The following is a 21,087-nucleotide window of genomic DNA, read 5'->3' as shown; positions in this document are numbered from 1 at the left end:
TGAGCCTGCGTCAGCCGATGGCTTCCAGCGGCCGGTTTGGCGCAGCTGACGCCCGCAAGGCGGCGAGGCAGCCGAGGATGCCGAGGGGCACGAAGGCGAGGAACAGCCAGCTCGCGACATTGGCCGCCGCGTCATGGTTCAGCCCTTGCGAAAAGCCGCTGGCATTGGCGACGATGCCGGCGAGGGCGGCACCCACGGCATAGCCGATGCGCTGCATGGTCGGCACCGCAGCCGACGCGATGGTCTGCTCATCATCCGGGGCGGAGGCGACGATGACGCGGGTCAGGAACGGCCAGGCAATGCCGAAGCCGCCGCCCTGCAGCAGGGCGCAGACCAGGATCAGCGGGATCGAGCCCAGGGGTATCGTATAGGCAAAGCCGGCGATGCCCGCCGCGATCATCAGCGCACCGACGACAATGATCAGCCGCTCGCGCTGCGGCGGTGCGTTGGCGACGAGGATCGAGAGGATCGACCAGGCGATCGATTCGGCGGCTATGATGTAGCCGGTGGTCAAAAGCGGAATGTCGTGCAGGCTGGTCAAAAGCAGCGGCCCGTAGACGCCGAAGGAGCAGGTCGCAACGGAAAAAGCGGCGACCATGGTCATGCCGGCGCCGACCGGCGTGCGCCAGGAGAACAGCCGCGCCGGAAACAGCCGCGAGCGCGGCTTCAGCGCGTCGATATAGAAGAACAGCGCGAGCCCGGCGAGGCCCAGCACGATCAGCAGCGAAGAGCGCAGCAAGGCGATGTCGACGCCGGCCGAGGCGATCAGCACCACGGCGACGGCAAGGCAGGCAAGGGCGGCGAAGGGGAAGGGCGGGGCTTTGCCTGCGCTTGTGCTGGGTCTCTTCGCCGCCGGCGTGTTCAGCACAAGAAAGCTTGCCAGCGCCATGGTTGTGCCGCCCAGGGTGAAGACGCCGAAGGCCCAGCGCCAGGACAGGAGTTCGGTCATGATCGCGCCCAGCAACGGGCCGCTGAAGGCGGCGACGCCCCAGATCGCCGACATGATGCCGAAAAGCTGCGGCCAGATGGCGCGCGAAAACAAACGCTCGACCGAGACGAAGGCGAGCGACACCAGCGCGCCGCCGCCAAGCCCCTCGATCAGCCGGCCAGCCAGGAACAACTGCATGGAAGGCGAGGTGGCACAGATCAGCGCTCCTGCGGCGTAAAGCAGCGCCGCGACCACCATATTGGTGCGCAACGCCACATAGCTCACCAGCCGTCCGGCGGCAGCGCCGGCGACGATGGCGCCGAGCTCGTAGATCGCCAGCGACCAGCCGACGAGCTGCACGCCGGCCAATTCGCCGACCATGGCCGGCATGACGGTCGCCACCATCGTCTCGTTGGTGGCGTGCAGCAGAATGCCGAGGCTGATGAAGCAGAACCGCGCCAGGTCGCCGCTCGCCCACAATGCGCGCCAGTCGACCCTGTTTGTGCTGATTTCAATCATGTCCGTCCCATGCTTTTGCATATCTCGATGCCGGCGCACGGCACCAGAAGCCAGCAAGGCTTTCCGGCAGGACCATGCGCGGCAATAGCGTCGGACAGCGTGCCCATCTGGGTGCGGTCCGGTCGGGATGGGCTTGTAGGACCTCAACCGCGGTTGAGCTCAAGCGGTTTTTTCAAGAGGTCAGTTCTCGGTGCTGCGCAGCTGGAATTGGCTGACGCCGATGGCGAGATTGATGCCGGTCTGCGTCTGCAGGCTGAGCGGCTGGAGGGTGAAAGCCTGCGAGGAGCCGCCGACCAGCAGATTGGCGCCGGCGCCGACGGCCGCCGTCACCTCGGCGCTTGCGCCGATATAGTCACCCGCCAGCGCGCCGGGCGCGTAGATGTTCTTCAGCGGCGTCAGCACCAGCCAGCGCATCACCGCCTGTTTTGTCGTGCCGATGTCGAGGCCGTATTTGTTGACGGCGCCGAAATAGGCTTCCGGCGCGAAGCTCTTGTCGGCCGGGGTGAAGGTGCAGCTCAGATCCTTGCTCGACCCGAAGATGAAGCCGGTGCCCCCGCCTATGGCACATTCAAGGGTGCCGAGCTCGATGCCCCTGTCCTGGGCCTGTGCCGGTGTCTGTAAAAAGCCAAGCACCATGGCAATCACGGCAGCGGCAATGGCTGTCTTCGGCATGGCGGTCCCCCCAAAACACAAACGGCGCGGAACCATCCTATATGGTTCCGCGCCGTAAGGTAGAGAGGAGCGCGTGGCTCCGTTCGATCACTTCAGCGAATGGATCAGCTGAAGCGAGGTCACGGCCACGGCGAGATTGACGCCGGTCTGCGCCTGGACGCTGAGCGGCTCCAGCATGAAGGCGCCGTCGAAGCCGCCGACCAGCAGGTTGGCGCCGCCGCCGGTGACGACGCTCGCCTCGGCGTTGACGCCATAATAGCTGCCGGCAAGGTCGCCCGCGTCGCGGTCACGGGTCGCGGCAAGAACCGCCCAGACGAGCTGGCCCTGATGCGTCTGGCCAAGATCGACACCGATCTTGGAGATGACGCCGGTGTAAATCTCCGACGGTCCGTGATGGTAGGGACGGAAGACGCAGGACACGCCCTTGTTGGAGGCGACGATGTAGGCGGTGCCGCCATCGATGGTGCAGTCGAGCGTGCCGAGCTGCAGCTTGCCGGCGCTGGCCGGGGCGGCGGCGAATACGGTCGTTGCAAGAGCAGCGGCGCAGACGAGTTTCTTGATCATGGGAGGGTCCTTTCGCAAATCGCCTGGAAATAACGGCTTGGGTGGCCAGACCGTTCCGCTGAAAACTTGGCGCGAACAAGGCAAGGGTTAACGGCTTGCAGCAGGGGTTAACGCGCGGTTGCCGGATTGGCGGCGATCTTCATCGCGGCGTGTCATTTCGGACACGCCGACGTCCCCATAAAGCTTAGCCGGATCTACCGAAGCCGATCAGCTGGCGCTGCCACCGACGCGCGACAAGCCGTCCTTGGCCGGCTGGTAGGTGGGGTTGAGGCGCACGGCTTCCTTATAGGATTTCGCTGCCTTTGCCTTGTCGCCGCGCCGCTCGTAGATCAGCGCCTGGTTGGCCCAGGCCTCGGCGTTCTTGCCGTCGAGCTTGATGGCCATGTTGAAGTCGGAGAAGGCGTTGTCCTCGTCGCCCGTCGCCAGATAGGAGAGGCCACGGCCGTTGTAGGGCTCGGCGGCATCCGGCGCCAGCGAGATGGCGGTCGAGAAATCCTCGATGGCGAATTTGTGCTGGCCCTGGCTCTGATAGATCAGGCCGCGATTATGGTAGGCGCGGGCGTCCGTGGTGTCGAGCTGGATCGCCTTCTGGAAATCGTTGAAGGCATCCTGGGTGCGGCCCGCCTTGCGGTAAAGGTTGCCGCGGCCGATGTAGGCGGCGTCATAATTGCCGTTGATCTGGATCGACTTGTTGTAGTCGTCGAGCGCGGCGGCCTGATTGCCGAGGAAGCGCTGGATAAGCGCGCGGTTCGAATAGGCCTGGTAGAAATTCGGATTGAGCTGAATGGCCTGGTTGAAGTCCTTGAGTGCCGCCTGGTACTGGCCGCCACGGCCATAGGCCGAGCCACGCACATTGTACCCTTCGGGATCCTGCGGATTGCGCTGGATCACCGCCGACAGCGAGGAGATGTTCTCGCTCGATCCCTGCGCCTTGTCGATGTTGTTGAACTCGCCGGTCGGACCCGATGTCTGGCAGCCGGACAGAACCAATCCGGAAAGCAGGGCCGCCGTCAGGGCGAAACCACGCAATGCGGCCCCGCGCTCCACGCTTGTTGCGTTCATGTCTGCCCTGTCCTCACTTCAAGCGCGTCGTTCAGGTCCGGATCCCCCCTCCGGGCCGGGTCATATCAAAAATAAAAAGGTGGCGGCGATTCCGCATCGCGCCACCTCAGTATCCTTCGAAAAGGACGAAATATTGGCGATAATCAGCGCGGCGGACGCGCTGCGCCAGCGGCACCGCCGGCAGCCACCGGACGCGGGGTCATCGGCAGCAGGCCTTCGCGCTGGGCGCGCTTGCGGGCCAGCTTGCGGGCGCGGCGGACGGCCTCGGCCTTTTCACGGGCGCGCTTCTCGGACGGCTTCTCGTAGTGACCGCGCATCTTCATTTCGCGGAAAATGCCTTCGCGCTGCATCTTCTTCTTGAGCGCGCGAAGCGCCTGATCAACGTTATTGTCGCGGACGAGTACCTGCACGGGCAATCCTGTCTTTCGGGTTTGATATCAACAGGCAAGTGGCCATAGCCACTAGCCTCCGCGGCGGTCGACACCACGAATTGTGGCGGCTGATAGCAGAATCAGGCCGCGCTGTCCACAGTCGAAATGAAGGACGTCTGCCAAATTGCCACGGTAGGGCCGAGATAGGGCGCCAGCTAGGCGGTGGCCAGGTGCAGCCGCTCGAAATCCTCGAAGAATTCGCCGTAGTCGCAGGTGATCTCCTCTCCCGCGGCAATGTCGCGGGTCGCGGTGGCGCCACCATATTGCGAAAAGTCGGTGTTCGGCGTCGCCGAATGGTTCATGAAGCGGCCATTGTCGACTTCATAGACCATGAAACCCGGCCGGTCCGGGCTGGGATAGGCATAACGGTCGAGCAATTCCTTCAGGGGCTGGGGTGCGGCCTCGTATTTGTCCATCGGGATCAGCCGGTCGAAATCCGGGTCGAGCCGCCAGATCGAGGCGCCCTTGCGGATCGGCTCGGCGGCGAACATGCCAACGCCCTCGATCGCGCTCGCGGCCACATAGGTGCGGATCAGCATCATGGTTTGGGGACCCGTTTCGACAGGAAACGGAATCGCCAAATCGCGCGGAAAAAGCAAGACCGGCCGGCTGCGTCAAAGCGGCAAACCGACCTGTTGGTCGCGAAAAAACCTTCACGTCCGGTTGATCGAGACGCCGCCATCGGCAAACAGCGCGGTTCCCGTGGTGAAGCTCGATGCGTCGGAGGCGAGGTAAAGCGCCGAGCGGGCGATCTCCTCCGGCTGCGCCATGCGCTTCAGCGCATGGATGCCTTCGACGAAGGCGCGGGCCTCGGGTGTCGTTGTCGTCGCGCCCGGTGTGTCGGTGCCGCCTGGAAGCAGCGCGTTGACGCGCAGGCCCTTCGGCCCGTATTCGGCGGCCAGAACCTGCGTCAGGCCGATCAGTCCGGCCTTGGCGGCGGCGTAGGCGGCCATGCCCGGCATGCCGGCAGTGTAGCCGACAAAGCTCGACGTGAAGATCAGCGAGCCGCCGCCGCGCTCCAGCATGGCCGGTATCTGGTATTTCGCGCCGAGAAAGGCGCTGGTCAGATTGATGTCCATGGTTTCGTGCCATGCCGACGGCATCATGTCGGGCAGGGGCGCCATCAAGCCGACGGCGCCGGCATTGTTGAAGGCGATGTCGAGACCGCCGAAGCTTTCGATCGCCAGATCGACTAGGGTCTTCGCGTAGGCTTCGTCCCTGACGTCCCCGGCAAGCGCGGTGGCCGTACCTTCCGCGTCCGATATTTCGGCGACAAGCGTATCCAGTTCGGCCTGGCGGCGGGCGGAGACGACGATCCTGGCCCCTTCCTCGGCGAAGAGTTTTGCCGTGGCGCGGCCGATGCCGGAACTGGCGCCGGTGACGATGGCGATCTTGTTGGCGAGTGCGAGCATTTTTGGCATCCTTTTTCGCGCCGGTCTCGCCGGCAACCGGATGCTTGGTCGCAGATGGGGCGGTGAGGAACCACCCGATACCTGCGAAGGCGTCGTCGATCCGAATTATTGCTTCAGCAGCCAGCCCAGCCGGTCGAGCGAAAATGCGTAGCTGATCGCGATGAGCAGAGCGACGACGATGCCAGTGGTGATGTAGCCCGCGGCATAGAATCCGGCAGCCCCGCCGAACAGGATGATCAGTTCGAGCGCCAGCCGCACCGTACCCGGCACCGGTATCGGTGCGCGGCCTGACCGGCTTGGGTCGTTGAGCACCGCGAAAGTGCCCCACAGCACGGCCGCAACGAGCGGCAAGGCCAAAGCGAGCATCCAGCGCCACCATCCGTCGGAGAAATGCCAGCCGGCGATGCCGAGACCAAGCAGGGCGGCAAGCTCCAGCAGGAAGCGCAATGTCAGATTCCACCAGGCATTGCCCATTTTCGCCCTCCCGAATCTCGCGACGAACAATGTGGCTGAACGCAACCACGGCAGCCAGCCCGCACGGGTCTTTTTCGTCGTGGCGCAAAACGGCAAGCGCCGTCGCAAACAGCGCAAGGGTGGAAGCGCTGTTTCGCTAGTGATACACCTCGCGCGCCGGACCGAACAAAAGCCCGGCCGCGATCCGCGAGATCCGTTGGCGCGAGGCTGGGACGTTGAAAAAATATTCGGTATTCGCCATCGCCCGAGAGGCCATGCGCGGCCATAAGGGCTGGGAGGAGCAATGGTCCTCGCCGGAGCCCAAGAAGGAATACGACGTCATCATCGTCGGTGCCGGCGGCCATGGGCTGGCCACGGCCTATTATCTCGCCACGGTCCATGGCATCACCAATGTCGCGGTGCTGGAAAAGGGCTGGCTCGGCGGCGGCAACACCGGCCGCAACACCACCATCATCCGCTCCAACTATCTCTATGACGAGAGCGCCGGCATTTACGACCATGCGCTGAAGCTGTGGGACGGGCTCTCCCAGGAGCTCAACTACAACGTCATGTATTCGGCGCGCGGCGTCATGATGCTCGCCCACAACGTGCATGACATCCAGGTGCTGAAGCGCCATGTCCATGCCAACCGGTTGAACGGCATCGACAATGAATGGCTGTCGCCGGAGCAGGCCAAGGAATTCTGTCCGCCGCTCAACATCTCGCGGGATGCGCGCTATCCCGTTGTTGGCGCCGCGCTGCAGCGGCGCGGCGGCACGGCGCGCCATGATGCCGTCGCCTGGGGCTATGCGCGCGGCGCTTCGGCGCGCGGCGTCCACATCATCCAGAATTGCGAGGTCACCGGCGTCAAGCGGGCGGCCAACGGCGCGGTCATGGGCGTCGACACGACGCGCGGCTTCATCGGAGCCAAGAAGGTCGGCGTCGTCGCCGCCGGCCATTCCTCGGTCATCATGAACATGGCCGGCGTGCGCATGCCGCTGGAAAGCTATCCGCTGCAGGCGCTGGTGTCGGAGCCGGTCAAGCCGGTGGTGCCATGCGTGGTCATGTCCAACACGGTGCACGCCTATATCTCGCAGTCCGACAAGGGCGAGCTGGTGATCGGTGCCGGCACCGATCAGTATGTCTCCTATTCGCAGACCGGCGGCCTGCACATCTTGCAGCATACGCTGGACGCCATCTGCGAGATGTTCCCGATCTTCACGCGCATGAAGATGCTTCGCTCCTGGGGCGGCATCGTCGACGTGACACCCGACCGCTCGCCGATCCTGGCCAAGACGCCGGTGCCGGGACTCTACGTCAATTGCGGCTGGGGCACGGGCGGCTTCAAGGCGACGCCCGGTTCGGGCCATGTCTTTGCCCACACCATCGCCAGGGACGATCCGCATCCCATCAATGCGCCCTTCACCATCGAGCGCTTCCGCACCGGCCGGCTCATCGACGAGGCGGCGGCGGCGGCAGTGGCGCACTGATGATGGCGCAGATGGCTGTCGCGATGCCGCTGATGCTGGCGGGGGAACAAGGCATGTTCCACATGCCGTCGGCGCAAGAGGTGCGGCTGCAGCCGATCACGCGCGCCGGCAACGAGGCCGGATGGCCGTTTTCGGTCGATGAAGGAGTGCTCGCCTGCGTCTGGGGCGGCGGCCAGAAAATGGTGATGTTCTTCGAAGACCGGCCGAAGGGCCTGGATGAAGACGAGGATTTCAAGCCCCGTGGCGTCATCGTCACGACCGATCCGATGCAGCTGACGCTCGGCAACATGGCCAACCGCGCCTTGTTTCGCGATTCCGCCGATGTCGCGGAGCGGCTGCGGCTGGTCGCGCCGTTCGTCACCATGGGCCTGAAGCTTTGCGATCAACCCCCCGGCGCGCGCGTCGGCCACGGCGAATTGTAGGAACGAACAGAATGCTTCTCATCCGCTGCCCCTATTGCGAGGAAGAGCGTCCGGAACTCGAATTCCGCAACGCCGGCGAGGCGCATATTGCGCGCTCGGCCAACATTGCGGGCGAGACCGACGACGACTTCGAAAAGTTCTTCTTCATCCGCTCCAACCCCAAGGGCATCATCTATGAGCGTTGGCGGCACATGCATGGCTGCGCGCGCTTCTTCAACGCGGTGCGCGACACCGTCACCGACAAGTTCGTCATGACCTACAAGGCCGGCGAACCCAAACCCGCCAAGCTGCCCAAAAACTCCAACGAAGTGGTTGCCAAATGAGCGGCGCGTTCCGCATCCCGAGAGCCGGTCGCCTCAGCCAGGCCAAGGCCGCGCGGTTCAGCTTCGACGGCCAGTCCTATACCGGCATCGAGGGCGACACGCTGGCCTCCGCGCTGCTTGCCAATGGCGTGCATCTGGTCGGCCGCTCGTTCAAGTACCACCGCCCGCGCGGCTTCCTGTCGGCCGGTGCGGAAGAGCCCAACGCGCTGGTGCAGATCGTGCGTGACGATGCGCGCAAGACGCCGAATGTGCGCGCCACCGTGCAGGAGCTCTATGACGGGCTCGCCGCCAATTCGCAGAACCGCTGGCCGTCGCTGTCCTTCGATGTCGGCGCAGTCAACGACATCGCATCGCCGATGTTCTCGGCCGGCTTCTACTACAAGACCTTCATGTGGCCGAAGGCGGCCTGGAAGAGCCTTTACGAGCCCAAGATCCGCGAAGCCGCCGGCCTTGGCGTTTCGCCCGGCAAGCCCGATCCCGACCACTATTCCTCGCGCTACGCGCATTGCGACGTGCTGGTGCTGGGTGGCGGCGCTGCCGGCATCGCCGCAGCCCTGGCGGCGGCCGAGACCGGCGTGCGCGTCTTCCTCGCCGACGAGCAGGCCGAATTCGGCGGCAGCCTGCGTTTCGAGACGGGCGCGAAGATCGACGGCCAGGACGGTTATGCCTGGGCGCAAGCGGCGATCGCAAAGCTCACAGCCATGGACAATGTCCGTGTGCTGTCGCGCACGACCGCCTTTGGATATTACGCGCAGAATTTCGTCGGCCTCGTCGAGCGCGTCAGTGATCATTTGAAGGCTCCCGGCCATGATCTGCCGCGCGAGCGGCTGTGGCAGGTGCGCGCCAAGCGCGTGGTGCTGGCCTCGGGCGCCATCGAGCGCCACATGGTGTTTGCCAACAATGACCGGCCCGGCATCATGCTGGCGGGCGCGGCTCGTACCTTCCTCAACCACTATGGCGTGGCGGTCGGCAGGAATGTCGGCGTCTACACAGCCAATGATTCAGCCTATGCGGCAGCCATCGATCTGAAGAAGGCCGGCGTCAACATCGCGGCGATCGTCGATCTGCGCGACAACCCGACCGGTCCGGTGATCGACGAGGCACGCGCGCTCGGCATCGAGATCAATTTCGGCCGCGCGGTGATCCGCGCCGGCGGCAAGTTGCGGGTGTCGTCGATGACCGTGCAGCCGAAAAATGGCGGCGGCGAGCGCACCATTCCCGTCGATGCGATCCTGATGTCTGCCGGCTGGACGCCGTCGGTGCATCTGTTCTCGCAGTCGCGCGGCAAGGTTGCCTTCAACGACGAGACCAAGCGCTTCGTGCCGGGCACCTACGCACAGGACTGCGTCTCGGTCGGCGCCTGCAACGGCACGGACGGGCTGGCGGCGACGGTGGACGAAGCCTATGTGGCTGGCGCCAAGGCGGCCAAGGATGCGGGTGCGAAAACCGCCAAAGGGTCGAAGCCGAAGGTCGATGCGTCGGAAAGCTGGTCGCGCGGCATGCTGGGTGCGGCGCCCGGCGCCGGGCCGGACACGACAGTGAAGGCCTTTGTCGACTTTCAGAACGACGTCACCGCCAAGGACATCCGCCAGGCGGTGCATGAGGGCATGCGCTCGATCGAGCACGTCAAGCGTTTCACCACCAACGGCATGGCGACCGACCAGGGCAAGACCTCCAACATGCACGGGCTGGCGATTGCGGCGGAAACGCTGGGCAAGCCGATCCCCGAGGTCGGCCTGACCACCTTCCGCGCGCCCTACACGCCGGTCACCTTCGGCGCGATCGTCAGCCATGCGCGCGGGCCGCTGTTCGACCCGACGCGCAAGACCGCGACACATCCGTGGGCCGAAGCGCAGGGTGCTGTGTTCGAGGATGTCGGGCAGTGGAAGCGCGCCTGGTATTTTCCGAAAGCCGGCGAAGACATGCATGCCGCTGTCGACCGCGAATGCGTCGCGGTGCGCACGACGGCCGGCCTGTTCGACGCCTCGACGCTCGGCAAGATCGAGGTGGTCGGGCCGGATGCGGCCAAGTTCATGGAGCTGCTCTACACCAATCCGTGGGAGAAGCTGGAGCCGGGCCGCTGTCGTTACGGCATCATGCTGCGCGAAGACGGCTTCATCTATGATGACGGCGTCGTCGGCAGGCTGGCGCCGGACCGTTTCCATGTGACGACAACGACGGGCGGCGCGCCGCGCGTCATGAACCACATGGAGGATTATCTCCAGACCGAGTTCCCGCATCTCAATGTCTGGCTGACCTCGATCACCGAACAGTGGGCTGTTATCGCGGTGCAAGGTCCCAAGTCGCGCGACATCATCGCGCCGCTGGTCGAAGGCATCGACATGTCGGATGAAGCGCTGCCGCATATGTCGGTGCGCGAAGGCAAGATCTGCGGCGTGCCGACAAGGCTGTTCCGCATGTCGTTCACCGGCGAGCGCGGCTTTGAGGTCAACGTGCCGGCCGACTACGGCCAGGCCGTTTGGGAAGCACTGTGGGCCGAGGGCCAGAAGCATGGCGCCACCGCCTACGGCACGGAGTCCATGCACGTGCTGCGCGCCGAAAAGGGCTACATCATCGTCGGCCAGGACACGGACGGAACGGTGACGCCTGATGATGCCGGTCTCGACTGGGCCGTCGGCAAGAAGAAGACCGACTTCGTCGGTATCAGGGGCATGAAGCGACCCGATCTGGTCGCCAAGGGCCGCAAGCAACTCGTCGGCCTCAAGACCAAGGACCCGAAGGTGGTGCTGGAAGAGGGCGCGCAGATCGTCGCGGATCCCAAGCAGGCGATCCCGATGAAGATGATCGGCCATGTCACCTCGAGCTACTGGTCGCAGAATTGCGGCCGTTCGATCGCACTGGCGCTGGTCGCCGGCGGACGCGACCGGATGGGCGACACGCTCTACGTGCCGATGCCGAACGGGGTGATCGAAGTGGAGGTTACCGGCATGGTGTTCTTCGACGATACGGGAGGCCGCCTCAATGGCTAAGGCTGCTGCAAAGAAGACGGCCGCGGCCGCATCGCCCTCGGTCGACCGCCGTCCGGCATTGGCTGGACGCGGTACGACGGCGACCGGCGTGAAGGTTGAAGTGCTGCCGCCGGCCGAGCGCATCTCGCTGCGTGCGCCGGAGGCTTCGGTCGCGGCGCTGTCGAAGGCGCTTGGCCTGACCTTGCCGAAGAAGCCGAAGACGTCCGTGTCGAAGGGCGGGCGCACCGCCCTGTGGCTCGGCCCCGACGAATGGCTCGTCATCGACGAGGCCGGCAACGATCCGCTTGCCGATAGAGCAGGGGTCACCGCGCTGCATTCGGCGGTCGGCATTTCACACCGTAACATCGCGATCTCCGTCGCCGGTCCGGCGGCCGAAGCCACGGTCAATTCGGGCTGCCCGCAGGACCTGTCACTCGACGCCTTCCCGGTGGGCGCCGCTTCGCGCACCATCCTCGGCAAGGCCGAGATCGTGCTGTTGCGCACGGCCGCCGACACGTTCCGGGTCGAATGCTGGCGTTCCTTCTCGGACTATGTCTTTACTTTCCTGTCCGAGGGAGCCCGCGACGCGGCCGGCTGACCTGGAACGTTTTGCCGCCCGCGCCCGTTGTGCGGCACAGGTCGAGGAGAGTGCCGATGCCGTCGAAGTCCGCGCCGAAATCGCCGGTGAAAAAGACGCCGGCCGTCCGCTCGCTCGAACATGAGCAACACGAAGCGTCGAGCGCGGAAGAGGAACTCGAGGAGGGCCTCGAGGACACGTTCCCGGCCAGCGATCCGGTGTCCATCACCAGTTCGGCGATCCCCGGCGCACCCGCCAGGCCTGGCAAGGCCAAGACCGTCCCCGGGCGAAAATCCCGCAAGCCCTGATTTCCCGCAATTTTGGTCGAAAGGCATCTTTCCAAGGCATCGCCAGTTGAGATATTCAAAGCGCTTTGGAGAGGAAAAATGCCGATAAAAGCTGTTGTCTGGGGCGAGAACGTCCATGAACAGACCAATGCCGCCGTGCGCGACCTCTATCCCTTGACCATGCATGGCACGATCGCGGCCGCGCTCAACCAGGACAAGGGCATCGAGGCGACCACCGCCACCTTGCAGGAGCCCGAGCACGGCCTGAGCGAGAAGCGCCTGGCCGCCACCGACGTGCTTTTGTGGTGGGGTCACGCCGCGCATGGCGAGGTCAAGGACGAGATCGTCGAGCGGGTGCAGAAGCGGGTCTGGGAAGGAATGGGGCTGATCGTGCTGCATTCCGGCCACTACTCAAAGATCTTCAAGCGGCTGATGGGCACGCCCTGTTCGCTGAAATGGCGCGAGGCGGGCGAGCGCGAGCGCGTCTGGGCGATCAACCGTGGCCACCCGATCGCGCAAGGCATCGGCGAATGCCTGGAGATCGGCGAGACGGAGATGTATGGCGAGCCGTTCGCGGTGCCGGAGCCGATGGAGACGGTGTTTGTCTCCTGGTATGAGGGCGGCGAGGTGTTCCGCTCGGGGCTGACCTACCAGCGCGGCGCGGGCCGCATCTTCTATTTCTCGCCCGGCCACGAAACTTATCCGATCTATCACAATGAGGGCGTGCAGCAGGTGCTGCGCAATGCCGTGCACTGGGCGCACAACCCGGCGCCCGCATGGTCGGGCATCACCAATGCGCCGAACGTGCCGACGGACAAGGCCAAGGAGAAGATCGTGCAGAAGGGCCTGCGGCTGCATGCCGACGGCGACAAGGGGTTGAGTTGATGGGGGACCTGATCTGATGCATCGCCTGCTCCTGCTCGGCACCGGCTGGATCGCCGGACATCATATCGAAGAGTTCGCAAAGGTCCCCGGCTGCAGTATCGTCGCCTGTGTCGATCAACTGCCCGGCCGCGCGGCGGCGTTTGCTGCTGCCACCGAAATCGGTGCTTCTTTCGAGAGCCTTGAAGCGGCGATCGCCTGGGGCGATTTCGACGCCGCCATCAATGCGACCCCGGACGGCGTGCACAAGGCGACGACGCTGGCGCTGCTTGCCGCAGGAAAACATGTCTTTTGCGAAAAGCCGCTGGCGCCGAACCATGCCGATGCGCTTGCCATGACCGAAGCGGCCGAGGCCGCCGGCCTCGTCAACATGGTCAATCTCACCTACCGCAATTCACCGGCGATCCAGGAGGCACGGCGTCTGGTGCTGGCGGGCGCGATCGGCGAATTGCGCCATGTCGAGGCGAGCTACAAGCAGAGCTGGCTGGTCAGCAAGTCCTGGGGTGACTGGCGCGTCGAGGACAAATGGCTGTGGCGCCTGTCGAGCCGGCACGGGTCGACCGGCGTGCTGGGCGATGTCGGCATCCATATCCTGGATTTCGCCACCTATGGCGCGGCCCAGGACATTGTCAGCCTGCATGCCGATCTGGTGACGTTTCCGAAGGCCGAGGGCGACCGGATCGGCGACTATGTGCTCGACGCCAATGACAGCGTGGCAATGACGGCGCGGCTCGCATCCGGCGCGCTGGCGACGATCATGGCGAGCCGCTACACGACCGGCCATGGCAATGACCTGTCGCTGACGCTGCATGGCACCAAGGGAGCGCTCAAGGTCGAGACCGACGGCAAGGCCGCGAAGCTGTCGGCGTGCCTGGGCGAAGACGTGGATGTCCAGCTCTGGCGAGAGCTGGTCCTGCCGGACGTCAAGCGCAATGCCCGGCGTTTTGTCGACGCGCTGGATGCCGGGCAGAAAGGCGATCCGTCCTTCCGGCGCGCCGCCGACATGCAGAAGCTGATCGACGCCGCCTTCGAGAGTTCGGCGGCCAGGCTGCCGGTTACGCTCGGCTGACATACGCGCCTGGCCGGCTTGTGCCGGCCAGAAGAACTTCCAAGTCGATCTTAGAACGCGCTCGGCACGATCCAGGGATTGATGCTGATGCCGAGGCGCGGGCCCTTGCCTTCAGCGGTGTTTTCCGTGGCGCGCTTCTTCTCGACCGAGCCGGTCGAGGCGCAATCCAGCTTCACATTGTTGTCAACGCAGGTCGCGGCCGGCAGGTGCTTGACAGGGTGGGTGGTGTTGGCGGCGAAGGCCGAGCCGGAAAGGGCCAGAACGGCGGCGAGGGTGAGGAGGGTCTTTTTCATTGTGAGTCTCCGCTTTCGACGGTTGAATTTCTTCCGTACATGTACGGTGCCGCGTACAGATACGTCCGCCAATCGCGAAGTTCAAGTCAAGATCGTACGCGTACGATAAATTTTCTGTTAACCAAGAATTTGCCCTCGGGCTGGTTCGGAAGGGCGGCGAGGAAGCGTGGAAACGAAGGAGATGTCGTTCAGCAGTTGACCGGTGTGTCGGTCAATGGCGGCACATTCTGCGTGCTGAGTGCGGCCAGTTGGAAATCGCACATGCGTTTCACGAAAGCATGCGGGTCGCCGAAGGGGTAGAAGGGAAAGGTGATCAGCAGCGAGATCGTGCCGTGGCCGACCGCCCACAGCATCGTCGCGATGGCGCGCGGATCGCCTTGCAGTTTTCCCGCGGCGACGCAGGCTTCGACCCGCGTGATCAGTGCCTTCATCGCCGGGTTGGCCTCGTGCATTTCTTGAAAACTGCGACCTTCCGGCGGCCGCGTCTTTTCGGTCATGAAAACGGTGCGGTACTCATTGGGATTGCCGAGGCCGAAGGCGGCATATTCGGTCATCACGGCCTGCAAGGCCTCGATCGGATCGTCGGACGGATGCTCCTCGATGCGGCGGGCAAGCGTTTCGAAGGCGTCTTCGGCCAGCGCGAACAGGATGTCCTGCTTGTCGGCGAAGTAGGAATAGACCGACATCGGCGCATAGCCGACCCGCTTGGCCAGTTTGCGGATGGTCAGGCCCTCATAGCCTTCTTCCTGGACGAGCTTGTGCGCGGCCGCGACCAGTTCGGAACGCAGTTCGGCCTTCTGTTTTTCGCGGCGTTTCTGGACGCTCAGCGGCAAGCCCGGTGCCTTTCGGTGGTGTCTGGGGCAGTTGTATCTGGCTAAACTATATACACTGTACGGAAACGGACAAGGCCACGGGAAGTTCCCAAACGGCATGGTAGGATCGCGGTGTCAGATCGCTCCGACGCCACCGTCTATGGCCAGCGCATGACCGGTCATGAAGGAGTTGGCCGGGTCGGCGGCAAACAGGACGGCGGCGATGATTTCGTCGACTTCCGCCACGCGTTTCATAGGCACGCCGCGTGTCAGTTCGGTCAACGCCTCCGCCTCCGGCGCACCGGAGGCGCGCACGAAGCTGTCCACCATTGCCGTCCTGGTGTGGGCCGGGCAGACGGCGTTGATGCGCACACCCTTGGTTGCGTATTCGGCGGCCGCCGATTTGGTCAGCCCGACGACGCCATGCTTGGCGGCGGCATAGACCGAAAGTTTCGGCGCCCCGACCAGTCCGGCAACCGAGGCGATGTTGACGATGGCGCCGCCCCTGGCCGCAGCCTTGAACTGCCGCTCGATCTGCGGGATCTGGTGCTTCATGGCGTAGAAGACGCCAAGCAGGTCGATCTCAAGCACGCGGCGGGCCTCATCCGACGGAACCTGCGGCAGGCGCACGAAACTCTGGACGATGCCGGCATTGTTGACGGCGACATCCAGCCGGCCGAATCTTTCGACCGCCAGCCTGACCAGATCCTCGGACAGTTGCTCGTCCGCCACGTTGCCGGCCAGGATCGCCGTCTCGGTGGGCAAGGCTGCGGCGAGATCAGCGAGCGCCTTTTCGTCGATGTCCGATAGCACCAGCCGCGCGCCCTCGGCGGCAAAGCCTTTCGCGGCGCCACGGCCGAGGCCGCCGGCGGCACCCGTGATCAGCACCGTTGCTCCGTCAAAGCGGCCCATCCCGTCTCCCCATCAATTCTGCTTTTCGATCAGTCTGGCGGCGAGATGCGAAAGCAGCTTCACCGCCTCGCCATAGGTCCTGGCCTTCTCGGGATTGGAGGCATTGCCGTCCAGCGCGCGCTTGTAGACACCCTGACAGATCGCCGCCAGGCGGAAGAAGGAGAAGGCAAGGAAGAAGGTCCAGTTGCCGATGCCGGTGAGTCCGCGCCGCCGGCAATAGGCGGCGACATAGTCTTCTTCCGAGGGCAGGCCGAGCGTGGCGCGGTCGATGCCGCCCAGGCCGCGAAAGCCCGAGGCATGCGGCAGGCGCCATTGCATGCATTGGTAGGCGATGTCGGCAAAGGGGTGGCCTGATGTCGACAACTCCCAGTCGAGCACCGCGATGACCCTTGGCTGGTCCGGCGCGAAGATCAGATTGTCCAGCCGGTAGTCGCCATGCACCAGCGATATCAGGCCGTCATCGGCCGGCATGTGCGTTTCCAGCCAGGCGATCAGTTGATCCATGTCGGCAATGGTGCCGGTTTCCGAGGCGCGGTACTGGCTGGTCCAGCGCGCCAGCTGCCGATCGAAATAGTTGCCCGGCCGGCCGAAATCGCCGAGACCCACGGCGTCGACGTCGACATCGTGCAGCGCCGCGAGCGTGCTGTTCATGGCATCATAGATGGCGCCGCGCTCGGCATTGTCGCGGGCCTCGGGCAGTGCCGGATCCCAGAAGATGCGGCCGTCGAGGAAGTCCATGACATAGAACATGCGGCCGATCGGCGAGTCATCCGCCGACAGATGCAGCATTTTGGGGACCGGCACGGCGGTGCCGGCAAGCGCCTTCATCACGCGGAATTCGCGATCGACCTGATGCGCCGATTTCAGCAATTGCCCCGGCGGCTTGGCGCGCAGCACGTAGCGGCCGCTGGCCGCGGTGATGAGATAGGTCGGGTTGGACTGGCCGGATTTGAATTTTTCGATCGAAACAAGCCCGGAAAAGCCGGGGATTTCCGCCTCGAGGTAAGGCGCGAGCGCTGCCTGGTCGAGCGCGTTGGGGTCGTTCATGCGGTCTCGGGCTGGCGTTCGATCAGCGTCAGCGTCAGCCAGCGGGCGGTCAGCGCCGGTTTCTTCGAGCCCTCGATCTCGATCGTCACGTCGTGCGCCGTCTGCACCCAGCCCGATGGTCTCACCTTGACGTCGGCCAGCACGAAACGGGTGCGGATGCGCGCGCCGGTCTTCACCGGCGCCAGGAAACGCAGCGAATCGAAGCCGTGGTTGACGCCCATCTTGCCGTTTTCCAGCGGCGGCATGGTCTCGAACGTCATTGCCGAGAGCAGCGACAGCGACAGGAACCCATGCGCGATGGTGCCGCCGAACGGCGTCTCGCGCTTGGCCCGCTCGGGGTCGCAGTGGATGAACTGGTGGTCGTCGGTGGCGTCGGCGAACTGGTCGATCATGCGCTGCGTCACCACCCGCCACGGCGACACGCCAACTTCCTTGCCGACACTGGCCAGAAGCACATCGAGACTGATCGGTTCCACGCTCATGTCCTCCAGTTCACCTCCGGCTTCTACGGCCGGAAAATGTCATTCCTTGAACAAGGTCAATCCATGCTGCACCGACTGCCCGCCGTCGATCGGCAGGATGGCGCCGGTGACATAGCTGCCCGCACGGCTGCACAAATAGAGCGTTGCGCCGGCAATGTCATCCGGTGCGCCGATACGGCCGATCGGAACATGGCCGCCGACATGCCTGGCCTGCTCATCCGTACCGGTGGCAAAGGCCGTCATGCGGCTCTGGAAAGGGCCGGGGGCAAAGGCGTTGACGGTGATGCGGCGGGCCGCGAATTCGAGCGCGAGCGTGCGGGTCAGATGGTGAACCGCGGCCTTGGACGCGGTGTAGGAATAGGCGTCGTCGGCCAGCGGCTGCGTGCCCATCACCGAACCCAGATTGATCACCCGGGCCGGATCGGCGTCGCTGGCGGCGGCTTCGAGCAGCGGCAGCAATTCGCGGGTCAGGTGGAAGACGGCGGTGACATTGACGCCAAGCACCTTGGCCCATGCCGAATAGGGAAAACTCTTGAGCGGCGCGCCCCAGGAAACGCCGGCATTGTTGATCAGGATATCGAGTTTGCCGGTCCGCGCCTTGACCTCGGCGACGAGTGCGGCGATGCCAGCCTCGCTGGAGACGTCACCGGCGAAGCCCTCGGCGCGGCCCGGGGCGCCGAACGCGTTCAATTCATTGGCGACCTTGACGCAGTCCTCGCCCTTGCGCGACGCGATCATGACGCTGGCGCCGGTCTTGACCAGCGCTGTCGCCGCCATGCGGCCGATGCCGGTCGCCGCGCCCGTCACCAGCGCGGTCTTGCCGGCCACCGAAAACAGCTCGTCCAGATAGGCCATTCCGATCCTCCGCGCTTTGCCCTGGGCAAAGAGTTCGCGTTGACAAGGCTATCCGAAGTACGGTCATCCTTGCCACGGGTAAATTGCCGGGCCTCTATGAAGGGTTAGCGACCGATGACGGAGATGAATCTCGGCATGACCGAGCGGCTGAAGCCGATCCACGCGCGCGTCGCGGCCATGGTGCGCGACGAGATCATGCCGCTCGACAAGGAATTCTTGGGCGAGGTGGGCAAGGCGGGCGACCGCTGGATCTACACGGCGCGGCAAACCGAGATCCTCGAAGGGCTGAAGAAGACAGCACGAGAGCGCGGCCTGTGGAACTTCTGGCTGACCGGCTCGGAACGCGGCTATGGCCTCTCCACCGTCGAATATGCCTATCTCGCCGAAGAGATGGGCAAGGCGCATCTCGGCGCCGAAACCTTCAATTGCTCGGCGCCCGACACCGGCAATATGGAGGTGCTGGAGCGCTACGGCTCGGCCGACCACAAGAAGGCGTGGCTGGAGCCGCTTCTAGATGGAAAAATCCGCTCGGCCTATCTGATGACCGAGCCTGATGTCGCCTCGTCCGACGCCACCAACATTGCGATGCGCTGCGAGCGGCAGGGCGACGACTATGTGCTCAACGGCGAGAAATGGTGGGCCTCTGGCGCTGGCGACCCGCGCTGCGCCATCTACATCGTCATGGTGCGGACCGGCGGCGACGACGAGCCGCAGCACCGCCGCCATTCGATGATCCTGGTGCCCGCGGACACCAAGGGCGCGACCAAGGTCCGCGCCATGCAGGTCTATGGCGACGATGACGCGCCGCATGGCCATATGCACCTTCGCTTCGACAATGTGCGGGTACCGGCCTCGAACCTGATCCTCGGCGAGGGCAGGGGCTTCGAGATCGCGCAAGGGCGGCTCGGCCCCGGCCGCATCCATCACTGCATGCGCGCCATCGGCCAGGCCGAGATGGCGCTGGAGATGCTGTGCCAGCGTTCGGTGCGCCGCGAGGCTTTCGGCCAGAAGCTGGCGAAACTCGGCGCCAATTTCGACATCATCGCCGAATGCCGCATGGAGATCGAAATGGCCCGGCTGCTCTGCCTCAAGGCGGCCTGGATGATCGACCAGGGCGATGCGCGCGCCGCGGCCCCCTGGATCAGCCAGATCAAGGTCATCGCGCCGCGTGTCGCTCTGAGGATCACCGACGAGGCGGTGCAGATGTTCGGCGCGCAAGGTATCAGCCAGGACACGCCGCTGGCGCGCTCATGGACGCATCTGAGGACATTGCGTCTTGCCGACGGCCCCGATGCCGTGCATCGCCGGCAGGTGGCGCGGACGGAGCTGAAGAAGTACACGCAGGAGAAGGTCTGAGCAGCGGCCCTGTCCGCAGCGCCACGGGCCTTCCGCCAACAACCAAGGAGTGTCCCGATGACCATTCCCTCCGAAATGAAGGCGTTGCTCCTGGTCGGCGACGGCTACACCAAGACGCCGAGCGGCAGTGCGCTCGAGGCGATGGAGCCCTATCTCGAGCCGGGCATCATCGCGGTGCCGGCGCCCGGACCGAGCCAGGTGCTGATCAAGGTCAGCCTGGCTTCGATCAACCCCTCCGATATCGCCTTCATCAAGGGCCAGTACGGCCAGCCGCGCGTCAAGGGCCGGCCGGCCGGCTTCGAGGGTGTCGGCACGATTGTCGCCGGCGGCGACGAGCCCTATGCCAAAAGCCTTGTCGGCAAGCGCGTCGCCTTCGCCACCGGCCTCAGCAACTGGGGCTCGTGGGCCGAATATGCCGTTGCCGAAGCGGCGGCCTGCATTCCGCTGCTCGACACGGTGCGCGATGAAGACGGCGCGGCGATGATCGTCAATCCGATCACCGCGATCGCCATGTTCGACATCGTCAAGCAGGAGGGCGAAAAGGCCTTCATCATGACCGCCGGCGCCAGCCAGCTTTGCAAGCTGATCATCGGCCTGGCCAAGGAAGAAGGGTTCCGGCCTATCGTCACCGTGCGTCGCAATGAGCAGATCGCGCCGCTGAAGGAGATCGGCGCTGCCCATGTGCTCAACGAGAAGGCGCCGGATTTCGAGGCCACGCTACGCGAGGTCATGAAGGCGGAACAGCCGCGCATCTTCCTCGATGCGGTCACCGGGCCGCTGGCTTCGGCCATCTTCAGCGCGATGCCGAAACGGGCGCGCTGGATCATCTACGGCAAGCTCGACCCGGACGCCACCATCATCCGCGAGCCTGGCCAGCTGATCTTCCAGCACAAGCACATAGAGGGTTTCTGGCTGAGCGAATGGATGCGGCAATTCAAGGATCGCCGGGGTCCGGCTATCCTGGAAGCGCAGAGGCGTTTTTCCGACGGGCGCTGGTCGACCGATGTGACGGCCGTCGTGCCGCTCGCCGAGGCCATCGCGCGAGTGCCGGCCGAACTGGCCAAGCCCAACGGCAAGGTCTTCATCCGGCCTTGATGCTGTTCCAAGCGGTGCCGGAAGGCCGAGTACGAGGCTTTCGGGGCCATTTCCGGTTAGGACGCCCGGGCGTCTAGTCATCTGCAGCGGCCCGCCGAGATCATAACCGCGTCCTTCACCCCCTATGCCTCGCCGCTTTGTCCGTGATATGCCGCCGCCATCGAATGCCGGGACA

General features: G+C 64.7%; 24 protein-coding genes. 10 read left to right on the top strand and 14 right to left on the bottom strand.

Annotation, left to right across the window (positions count from 1 at the left end):
* Positions 1 to 10: 10 nt before the first annotated feature.
* From AC1DPX_RS20550 to AC1DPX_RS20515, 8 genes are all read right to left on the bottom strand, one after another.
* Positions 11 to 1,447 (bottom strand): MFS transporter, encoded by a 1,437-nt coding sequence (locus AC1DPX_RS20550; RefSeq protein ID WP_477239192.1) that lies wholly within the window; start codon positions 1,445 to 1,447, stop codon positions 11 to 13.
* A gap of 180 nt (positions 1,448 to 1,627) precedes the next feature.
* Entirely contained in the window at positions 1,628 to 2,119 is a 492-nt protein-coding gene (locus AC1DPX_RS20545; protein WP_202357938.1) for a DUF992 domain-containing protein, read from the bottom strand.
* A gap of 87 nt (positions 2,120 to 2,206) precedes the next feature.
* Complete coding sequence (locus tag AC1DPX_RS20540) at positions 2,207 to 2,683, bottom strand: DUF992 domain-containing protein (RefSeq protein WP_019861134.1); 477 nt, start codon at positions 2,681 to 2,683, stop codon at positions 2,207 to 2,209.
* A 207-nt stretch (positions 2,684 to 2,890) separates the two neighbouring features.
* A complete protein-coding gene (locus AC1DPX_RS20535) occupies positions 2,891 to 3,745 on the bottom strand; it encodes a tetratricopeptide repeat protein (protein ID WP_477239190.1) in 855 nt (284 codons plus the stop codon).
* 143 nt (positions 3,746 to 3,888) lie between these two features.
* A complete protein-coding gene (rpsU, locus tag AC1DPX_RS20530; RefSeq protein ID WP_010911429.1) occupies positions 3,889 to 4,155 on the bottom strand; it encodes a 30S ribosomal protein S21 in 267 nt (88 codons plus the stop codon).
* Positions 4,156 to 4,331: 176 nt separating this feature from the next.
* Positions 4,332 to 4,718 (bottom strand): SET domain-containing protein, encoded by a 387-nt coding sequence (locus AC1DPX_RS20525; RefSeq protein WP_064981678.1) that lies wholly within the window; start codon positions 4,716 to 4,718, stop codon positions 4,332 to 4,334.
* Between the two features lie 111 nt (positions 4,719 to 4,829).
* Positions 4,830 to 5,588, bottom strand: a complete 759-nt coding sequence (locus AC1DPX_RS20520) for an SDR family oxidoreductase (RefSeq protein WP_477239188.1) — start codon at positions 5,586 to 5,588, stop codon at positions 4,830 to 4,832.
* Positions 5,589 to 5,693: 105 nt separating this feature from the next.
* The gene (locus tag AC1DPX_RS20515) at positions 5,694 to 6,062 is read right to left on the bottom strand and encodes a DUF2568 domain-containing protein (RefSeq protein WP_202357942.1); all 369 of its coding nucleotides are present in this window, start codon (positions 6,060 to 6,062) and stop codon (positions 5,694 to 5,696) included.
* A gap of 215 nt (positions 6,063 to 6,277) precedes the next feature.
* On the opposite strand from AC1DPX_RS20515, the gene AC1DPX_RS20510 reads away from it, so the two are divergent.
* From AC1DPX_RS20510 to AC1DPX_RS20475, 8 genes are all read left to right on the top strand, one after another.
* On the top strand, positions 6,278 to 7,531 hold the full coding sequence (locus AC1DPX_RS20510; RefSeq protein ID WP_032931625.1) for a sarcosine oxidase subunit beta: 1,254 nt from the start codon (positions 6,278 to 6,280) through the stop codon (positions 7,529 to 7,531).
* Positions 7,531 to 7,953: a hypothetical protein gene (locus tag AC1DPX_RS20505; protein WP_477239186.1), complete on the top strand. Its 423-nt coding sequence runs from the start codon at positions 7,531 to 7,533 to the stop codon at positions 7,951 to 7,953. The genes AC1DPX_RS20510 and AC1DPX_RS20505 overlap by 1 nt, the downstream gene beginning before the upstream one ends.
* An 11-nt stretch (positions 7,954 to 7,964) precedes the next feature.
* A complete protein-coding gene (locus tag AC1DPX_RS20500; protein WP_477239184.1) occupies positions 7,965 to 8,276 on the top strand; it encodes a sarcosine oxidase subunit delta in 312 nt (103 codons plus the stop codon).
* Positions 8,273 to 11,266 (top strand): sarcosine oxidase subunit alpha, encoded by a 2,994-nt coding sequence (locus AC1DPX_RS20495; RefSeq protein ID WP_477239182.1) that lies wholly within the window; start codon positions 8,273 to 8,275, stop codon positions 11,264 to 11,266. Before AC1DPX_RS20500 ends, AC1DPX_RS20495 begins: the two co-directional genes overlap by 4 nt.
* Complete coding sequence (locus AC1DPX_RS20490) at positions 11,259 to 11,843, top strand: sarcosine oxidase subunit gamma (protein WP_477239180.1); 585 nt, start codon at positions 11,259 to 11,261, stop codon at positions 11,841 to 11,843. Before AC1DPX_RS20495 ends, AC1DPX_RS20490 begins: the two co-directional genes overlap by 8 nt.
* Before the next feature lie 56 nt (positions 11,844 to 11,899).
* Positions 11,900 to 12,130 carry a hypothetical protein gene (locus tag AC1DPX_RS20485; RefSeq protein ID WP_477239178.1) on the top strand — a complete coding sequence of 77 codons (231 nt, stop codon included), beginning with the start codon at positions 11,900 to 11,902 and terminating at the stop codon, positions 12,128 to 12,130.
* 78 nt (positions 12,131 to 12,208) lie between these two features.
* A complete protein-coding gene (locus tag AC1DPX_RS20480) occupies positions 12,209 to 12,994 on the top strand; it encodes a ThuA domain-containing protein (protein WP_477239176.1) in 786 nt (261 codons plus the stop codon).
* 16 nt (positions 12,995 to 13,010) lie between these two features.
* Positions 13,011 to 14,060 (top strand): Gfo/Idh/MocA family protein, encoded by a 1,050-nt coding sequence (locus AC1DPX_RS20475; protein ID WP_477239174.1) that lies wholly within the window; start codon positions 13,011 to 13,013, stop codon positions 14,058 to 14,060.
* A 50-nt stretch (positions 14,061 to 14,110) separates the two neighbouring features.
* On the opposite strand, the gene AC1DPX_RS20470 is transcribed toward AC1DPX_RS20475, so the two are convergent.
* From AC1DPX_RS20470 to AC1DPX_RS20445, 6 genes are all read right to left on the bottom strand, one after another.
* Positions 14,111 to 14,353: a DUF680 domain-containing protein gene (locus AC1DPX_RS20470; RefSeq protein WP_477239172.1), complete on the bottom strand. Its 243-nt coding sequence runs from the start codon at positions 14,351 to 14,353 to the stop codon at positions 14,111 to 14,113.
* A 188-nt stretch (positions 14,354 to 14,541) separates the two neighbouring features.
* Positions 14,542 to 15,186, bottom strand: a complete 645-nt coding sequence (locus AC1DPX_RS20465; protein ID WP_202357951.1) for a TetR/AcrR family transcriptional regulator — start codon at positions 15,184 to 15,186, stop codon at positions 14,542 to 14,544.
* A 114-nt stretch (positions 15,187 to 15,300) separates the two neighbouring features.
* Positions 15,301 to 16,077, bottom strand: a complete 777-nt coding sequence (locus AC1DPX_RS20460) for an SDR family NAD(P)-dependent oxidoreductase (protein ID WP_477239170.1) — start codon at positions 16,075 to 16,077, stop codon at positions 15,301 to 15,303.
* Between the two features lie 12 nt (positions 16,078 to 16,089).
* Positions 16,090 to 17,124 (bottom strand): phosphotransferase, encoded by a 1,035-nt coding sequence (locus AC1DPX_RS20455; protein WP_477239168.1) that lies wholly within the window; start codon positions 17,122 to 17,124, stop codon positions 16,090 to 16,092.
* Positions 17,121 to 17,606 carry a MaoC family dehydratase gene (locus AC1DPX_RS20450; RefSeq protein WP_019861112.1) on the bottom strand — a complete coding sequence of 162 codons (486 nt, stop codon included), beginning with the start codon at positions 17,604 to 17,606 and terminating at the stop codon, positions 17,121 to 17,123. The genes AC1DPX_RS20455 and AC1DPX_RS20450 overlap by 4 nt, the downstream gene beginning before the upstream one ends.
* A 39-nt stretch (positions 17,607 to 17,645) precedes the next feature.
* Entirely contained in the window at positions 17,646 to 18,461 is an 816-nt protein-coding gene (locus AC1DPX_RS20445; protein ID WP_477239166.1) for an SDR family oxidoreductase, read from the bottom strand.
* A 114-nt stretch (positions 18,462 to 18,575) separates the two neighbouring features.
* Between AC1DPX_RS20445 and AC1DPX_RS20440 the strand changes: the two genes are divergently transcribed.
* The gene (locus AC1DPX_RS20440) at positions 18,576 to 19,817 is read left to right on the top strand and encodes an acyl-CoA dehydrogenase family protein (protein ID WP_477239164.1); all 1,242 of its coding nucleotides are present in this window, start codon (positions 18,576 to 18,578) and stop codon (positions 19,815 to 19,817) included.
* A gap of 57 nt (positions 19,818 to 19,874) precedes the next feature.
* On the top strand, positions 19,875 to 20,912 hold the full coding sequence (locus AC1DPX_RS20435; RefSeq protein ID WP_477239162.1) for a zinc-binding dehydrogenase: 1,038 nt from the start codon (positions 19,875 to 19,877) through the stop codon (positions 20,910 to 20,912).
* Positions 20,913 to 21,087 lie beyond the last annotated feature (175 nt).

It is taken from the genome of Mesorhizobium sp. 01N446, assembly GCF_056399285.1.
This window is presented reverse-complemented; position numbering and strand designations above follow the sequence as displayed.

What these genes read in the sequence shown, in the direction of transcription:
- AC1DPX_RS20485 (WP_477239178.1), top strand. Translation starts at nt 11,900, where the DNA reads ATGCCGTCGAAGTCCGCGCCGAAATCGCCGGTGAAAAAGACGCCGGCC.
- AC1DPX_RS20540 (WP_019861134.1), bottom strand. Translation starts at nt 2,683, where the DNA reads ATGATCAAGAAACTCGTCTGCGCCGCTGCTCTTGCAACGACCGTATTC.
- AC1DPX_RS20440 (WP_477239164.1), top strand. Translation starts at nt 18,576, where the DNA reads ATGACGGAGATGAATCTCGGCATGACCGAGCGGCTGAAGCCGATCCAC.
- AC1DPX_RS20495 (WP_477239182.1), top strand. Translation starts at nt 8,273, where the DNA reads ATGAGCGGCGCGTTCCGCATCCCGAGAGCCGGTCGCCTCAGCCAGGCC.
- AC1DPX_RS20490 (WP_477239180.1), top strand. Translation starts at nt 11,259, where the DNA reads ATGGCTAAGGCTGCTGCAAAGAAGACGGCCGCGGCCGCATCGCCCTCG.
- AC1DPX_RS20445 (WP_477239166.1), bottom strand. Translation starts at nt 18,461, where the DNA reads ATGGCCTATCTGGACGAGCTGTTTTCGGTGGCCGGCAAGACCGCGCTG.
- AC1DPX_RS20545 (WP_202357938.1), bottom strand. Translation starts at nt 2,119, where the DNA reads ATGCCGAAGACAGCCATTGCCGCTGCCGTGATTGCCATGGTGCTTGGC.
- AC1DPX_RS20535 (WP_477239190.1), bottom strand. Translation starts at nt 3,745, where the DNA reads ATGAACGCAACAAGCGTGGAGCGCGGGGCCGCATTGCGTGGTTTCGCC.
- AC1DPX_RS20505 (WP_477239186.1), top strand. Translation starts at nt 7,531, where the DNA reads ATGATGGCGCAGATGGCTGTCGCGATGCCGCTGATGCTGGCGGGGGAA.
- AC1DPX_RS20525 (WP_064981678.1), bottom strand. Translation starts at nt 4,718, where the DNA reads ATGATGCTGATCCGCACCTATGTGGCCGCGAGCGCGATCGAGGGCGTT.
- AC1DPX_RS20480 (WP_477239176.1), top strand. Translation starts at nt 12,209, where the DNA reads ATGCCGATAAAAGCTGTTGTCTGGGGCGAGAACGTCCATGAACAGACC.
- AC1DPX_RS20500 (WP_477239184.1), top strand. Translation starts at nt 7,965, where the DNA reads ATGCTTCTCATCCGCTGCCCCTATTGCGAGGAAGAGCGTCCGGAACTC.
- AC1DPX_RS20455 (WP_477239168.1), bottom strand. Translation starts at nt 17,124, where the DNA reads ATGAACGACCCCAACGCGCTCGACCAGGCAGCGCTCGCGCCTTACCTC.
- AC1DPX_RS20450 (WP_019861112.1), bottom strand. Translation starts at nt 17,606, where the DNA reads ATGAGCGTGGAACCGATCAGTCTCGATGTGCTTCTGGCCAGTGTCGGC.
- AC1DPX_RS20435 (WP_477239162.1), top strand. Translation starts at nt 19,875, where the DNA reads ATGACCATTCCCTCCGAAATGAAGGCGTTGCTCCTGGTCGGCGACGGC.
- AC1DPX_RS20550 (WP_477239192.1), bottom strand. Translation starts at nt 1,447, where the DNA reads ATGATTGAAATCAGCACAAACAGGGTCGACTGGCGCGCATTGTGGGCG.
- AC1DPX_RS20460 (WP_477239170.1), bottom strand. Translation starts at nt 16,077, where the DNA reads ATGGGCCGCTTTGACGGAGCAACGGTGCTGATCACGGGTGCCGCCGGC.
- AC1DPX_RS20515 (WP_202357942.1), bottom strand. Translation starts at nt 6,062, where the DNA reads ATGGGCAATGCCTGGTGGAATCTGACATTGCGCTTCCTGCTGGAGCTT.
- AC1DPX_RS20520 (WP_477239188.1), bottom strand. Translation starts at nt 5,588, where the DNA reads ATGCTCGCACTCGCCAACAAGATCGCCATCGTCACCGGCGCCAGTTCC.
- AC1DPX_RS20475 (WP_477239174.1), top strand. Translation starts at nt 13,011, where the DNA reads ATGCATCGCCTGCTCCTGCTCGGCACCGGCTGGATCGCCGGACATCAT.
- AC1DPX_RS20470 (WP_477239172.1), bottom strand. Translation starts at nt 14,353, where the DNA reads ATGAAAAAGACCCTCCTCACCCTCGCCGCCGTTCTGGCCCTTTCCGGC.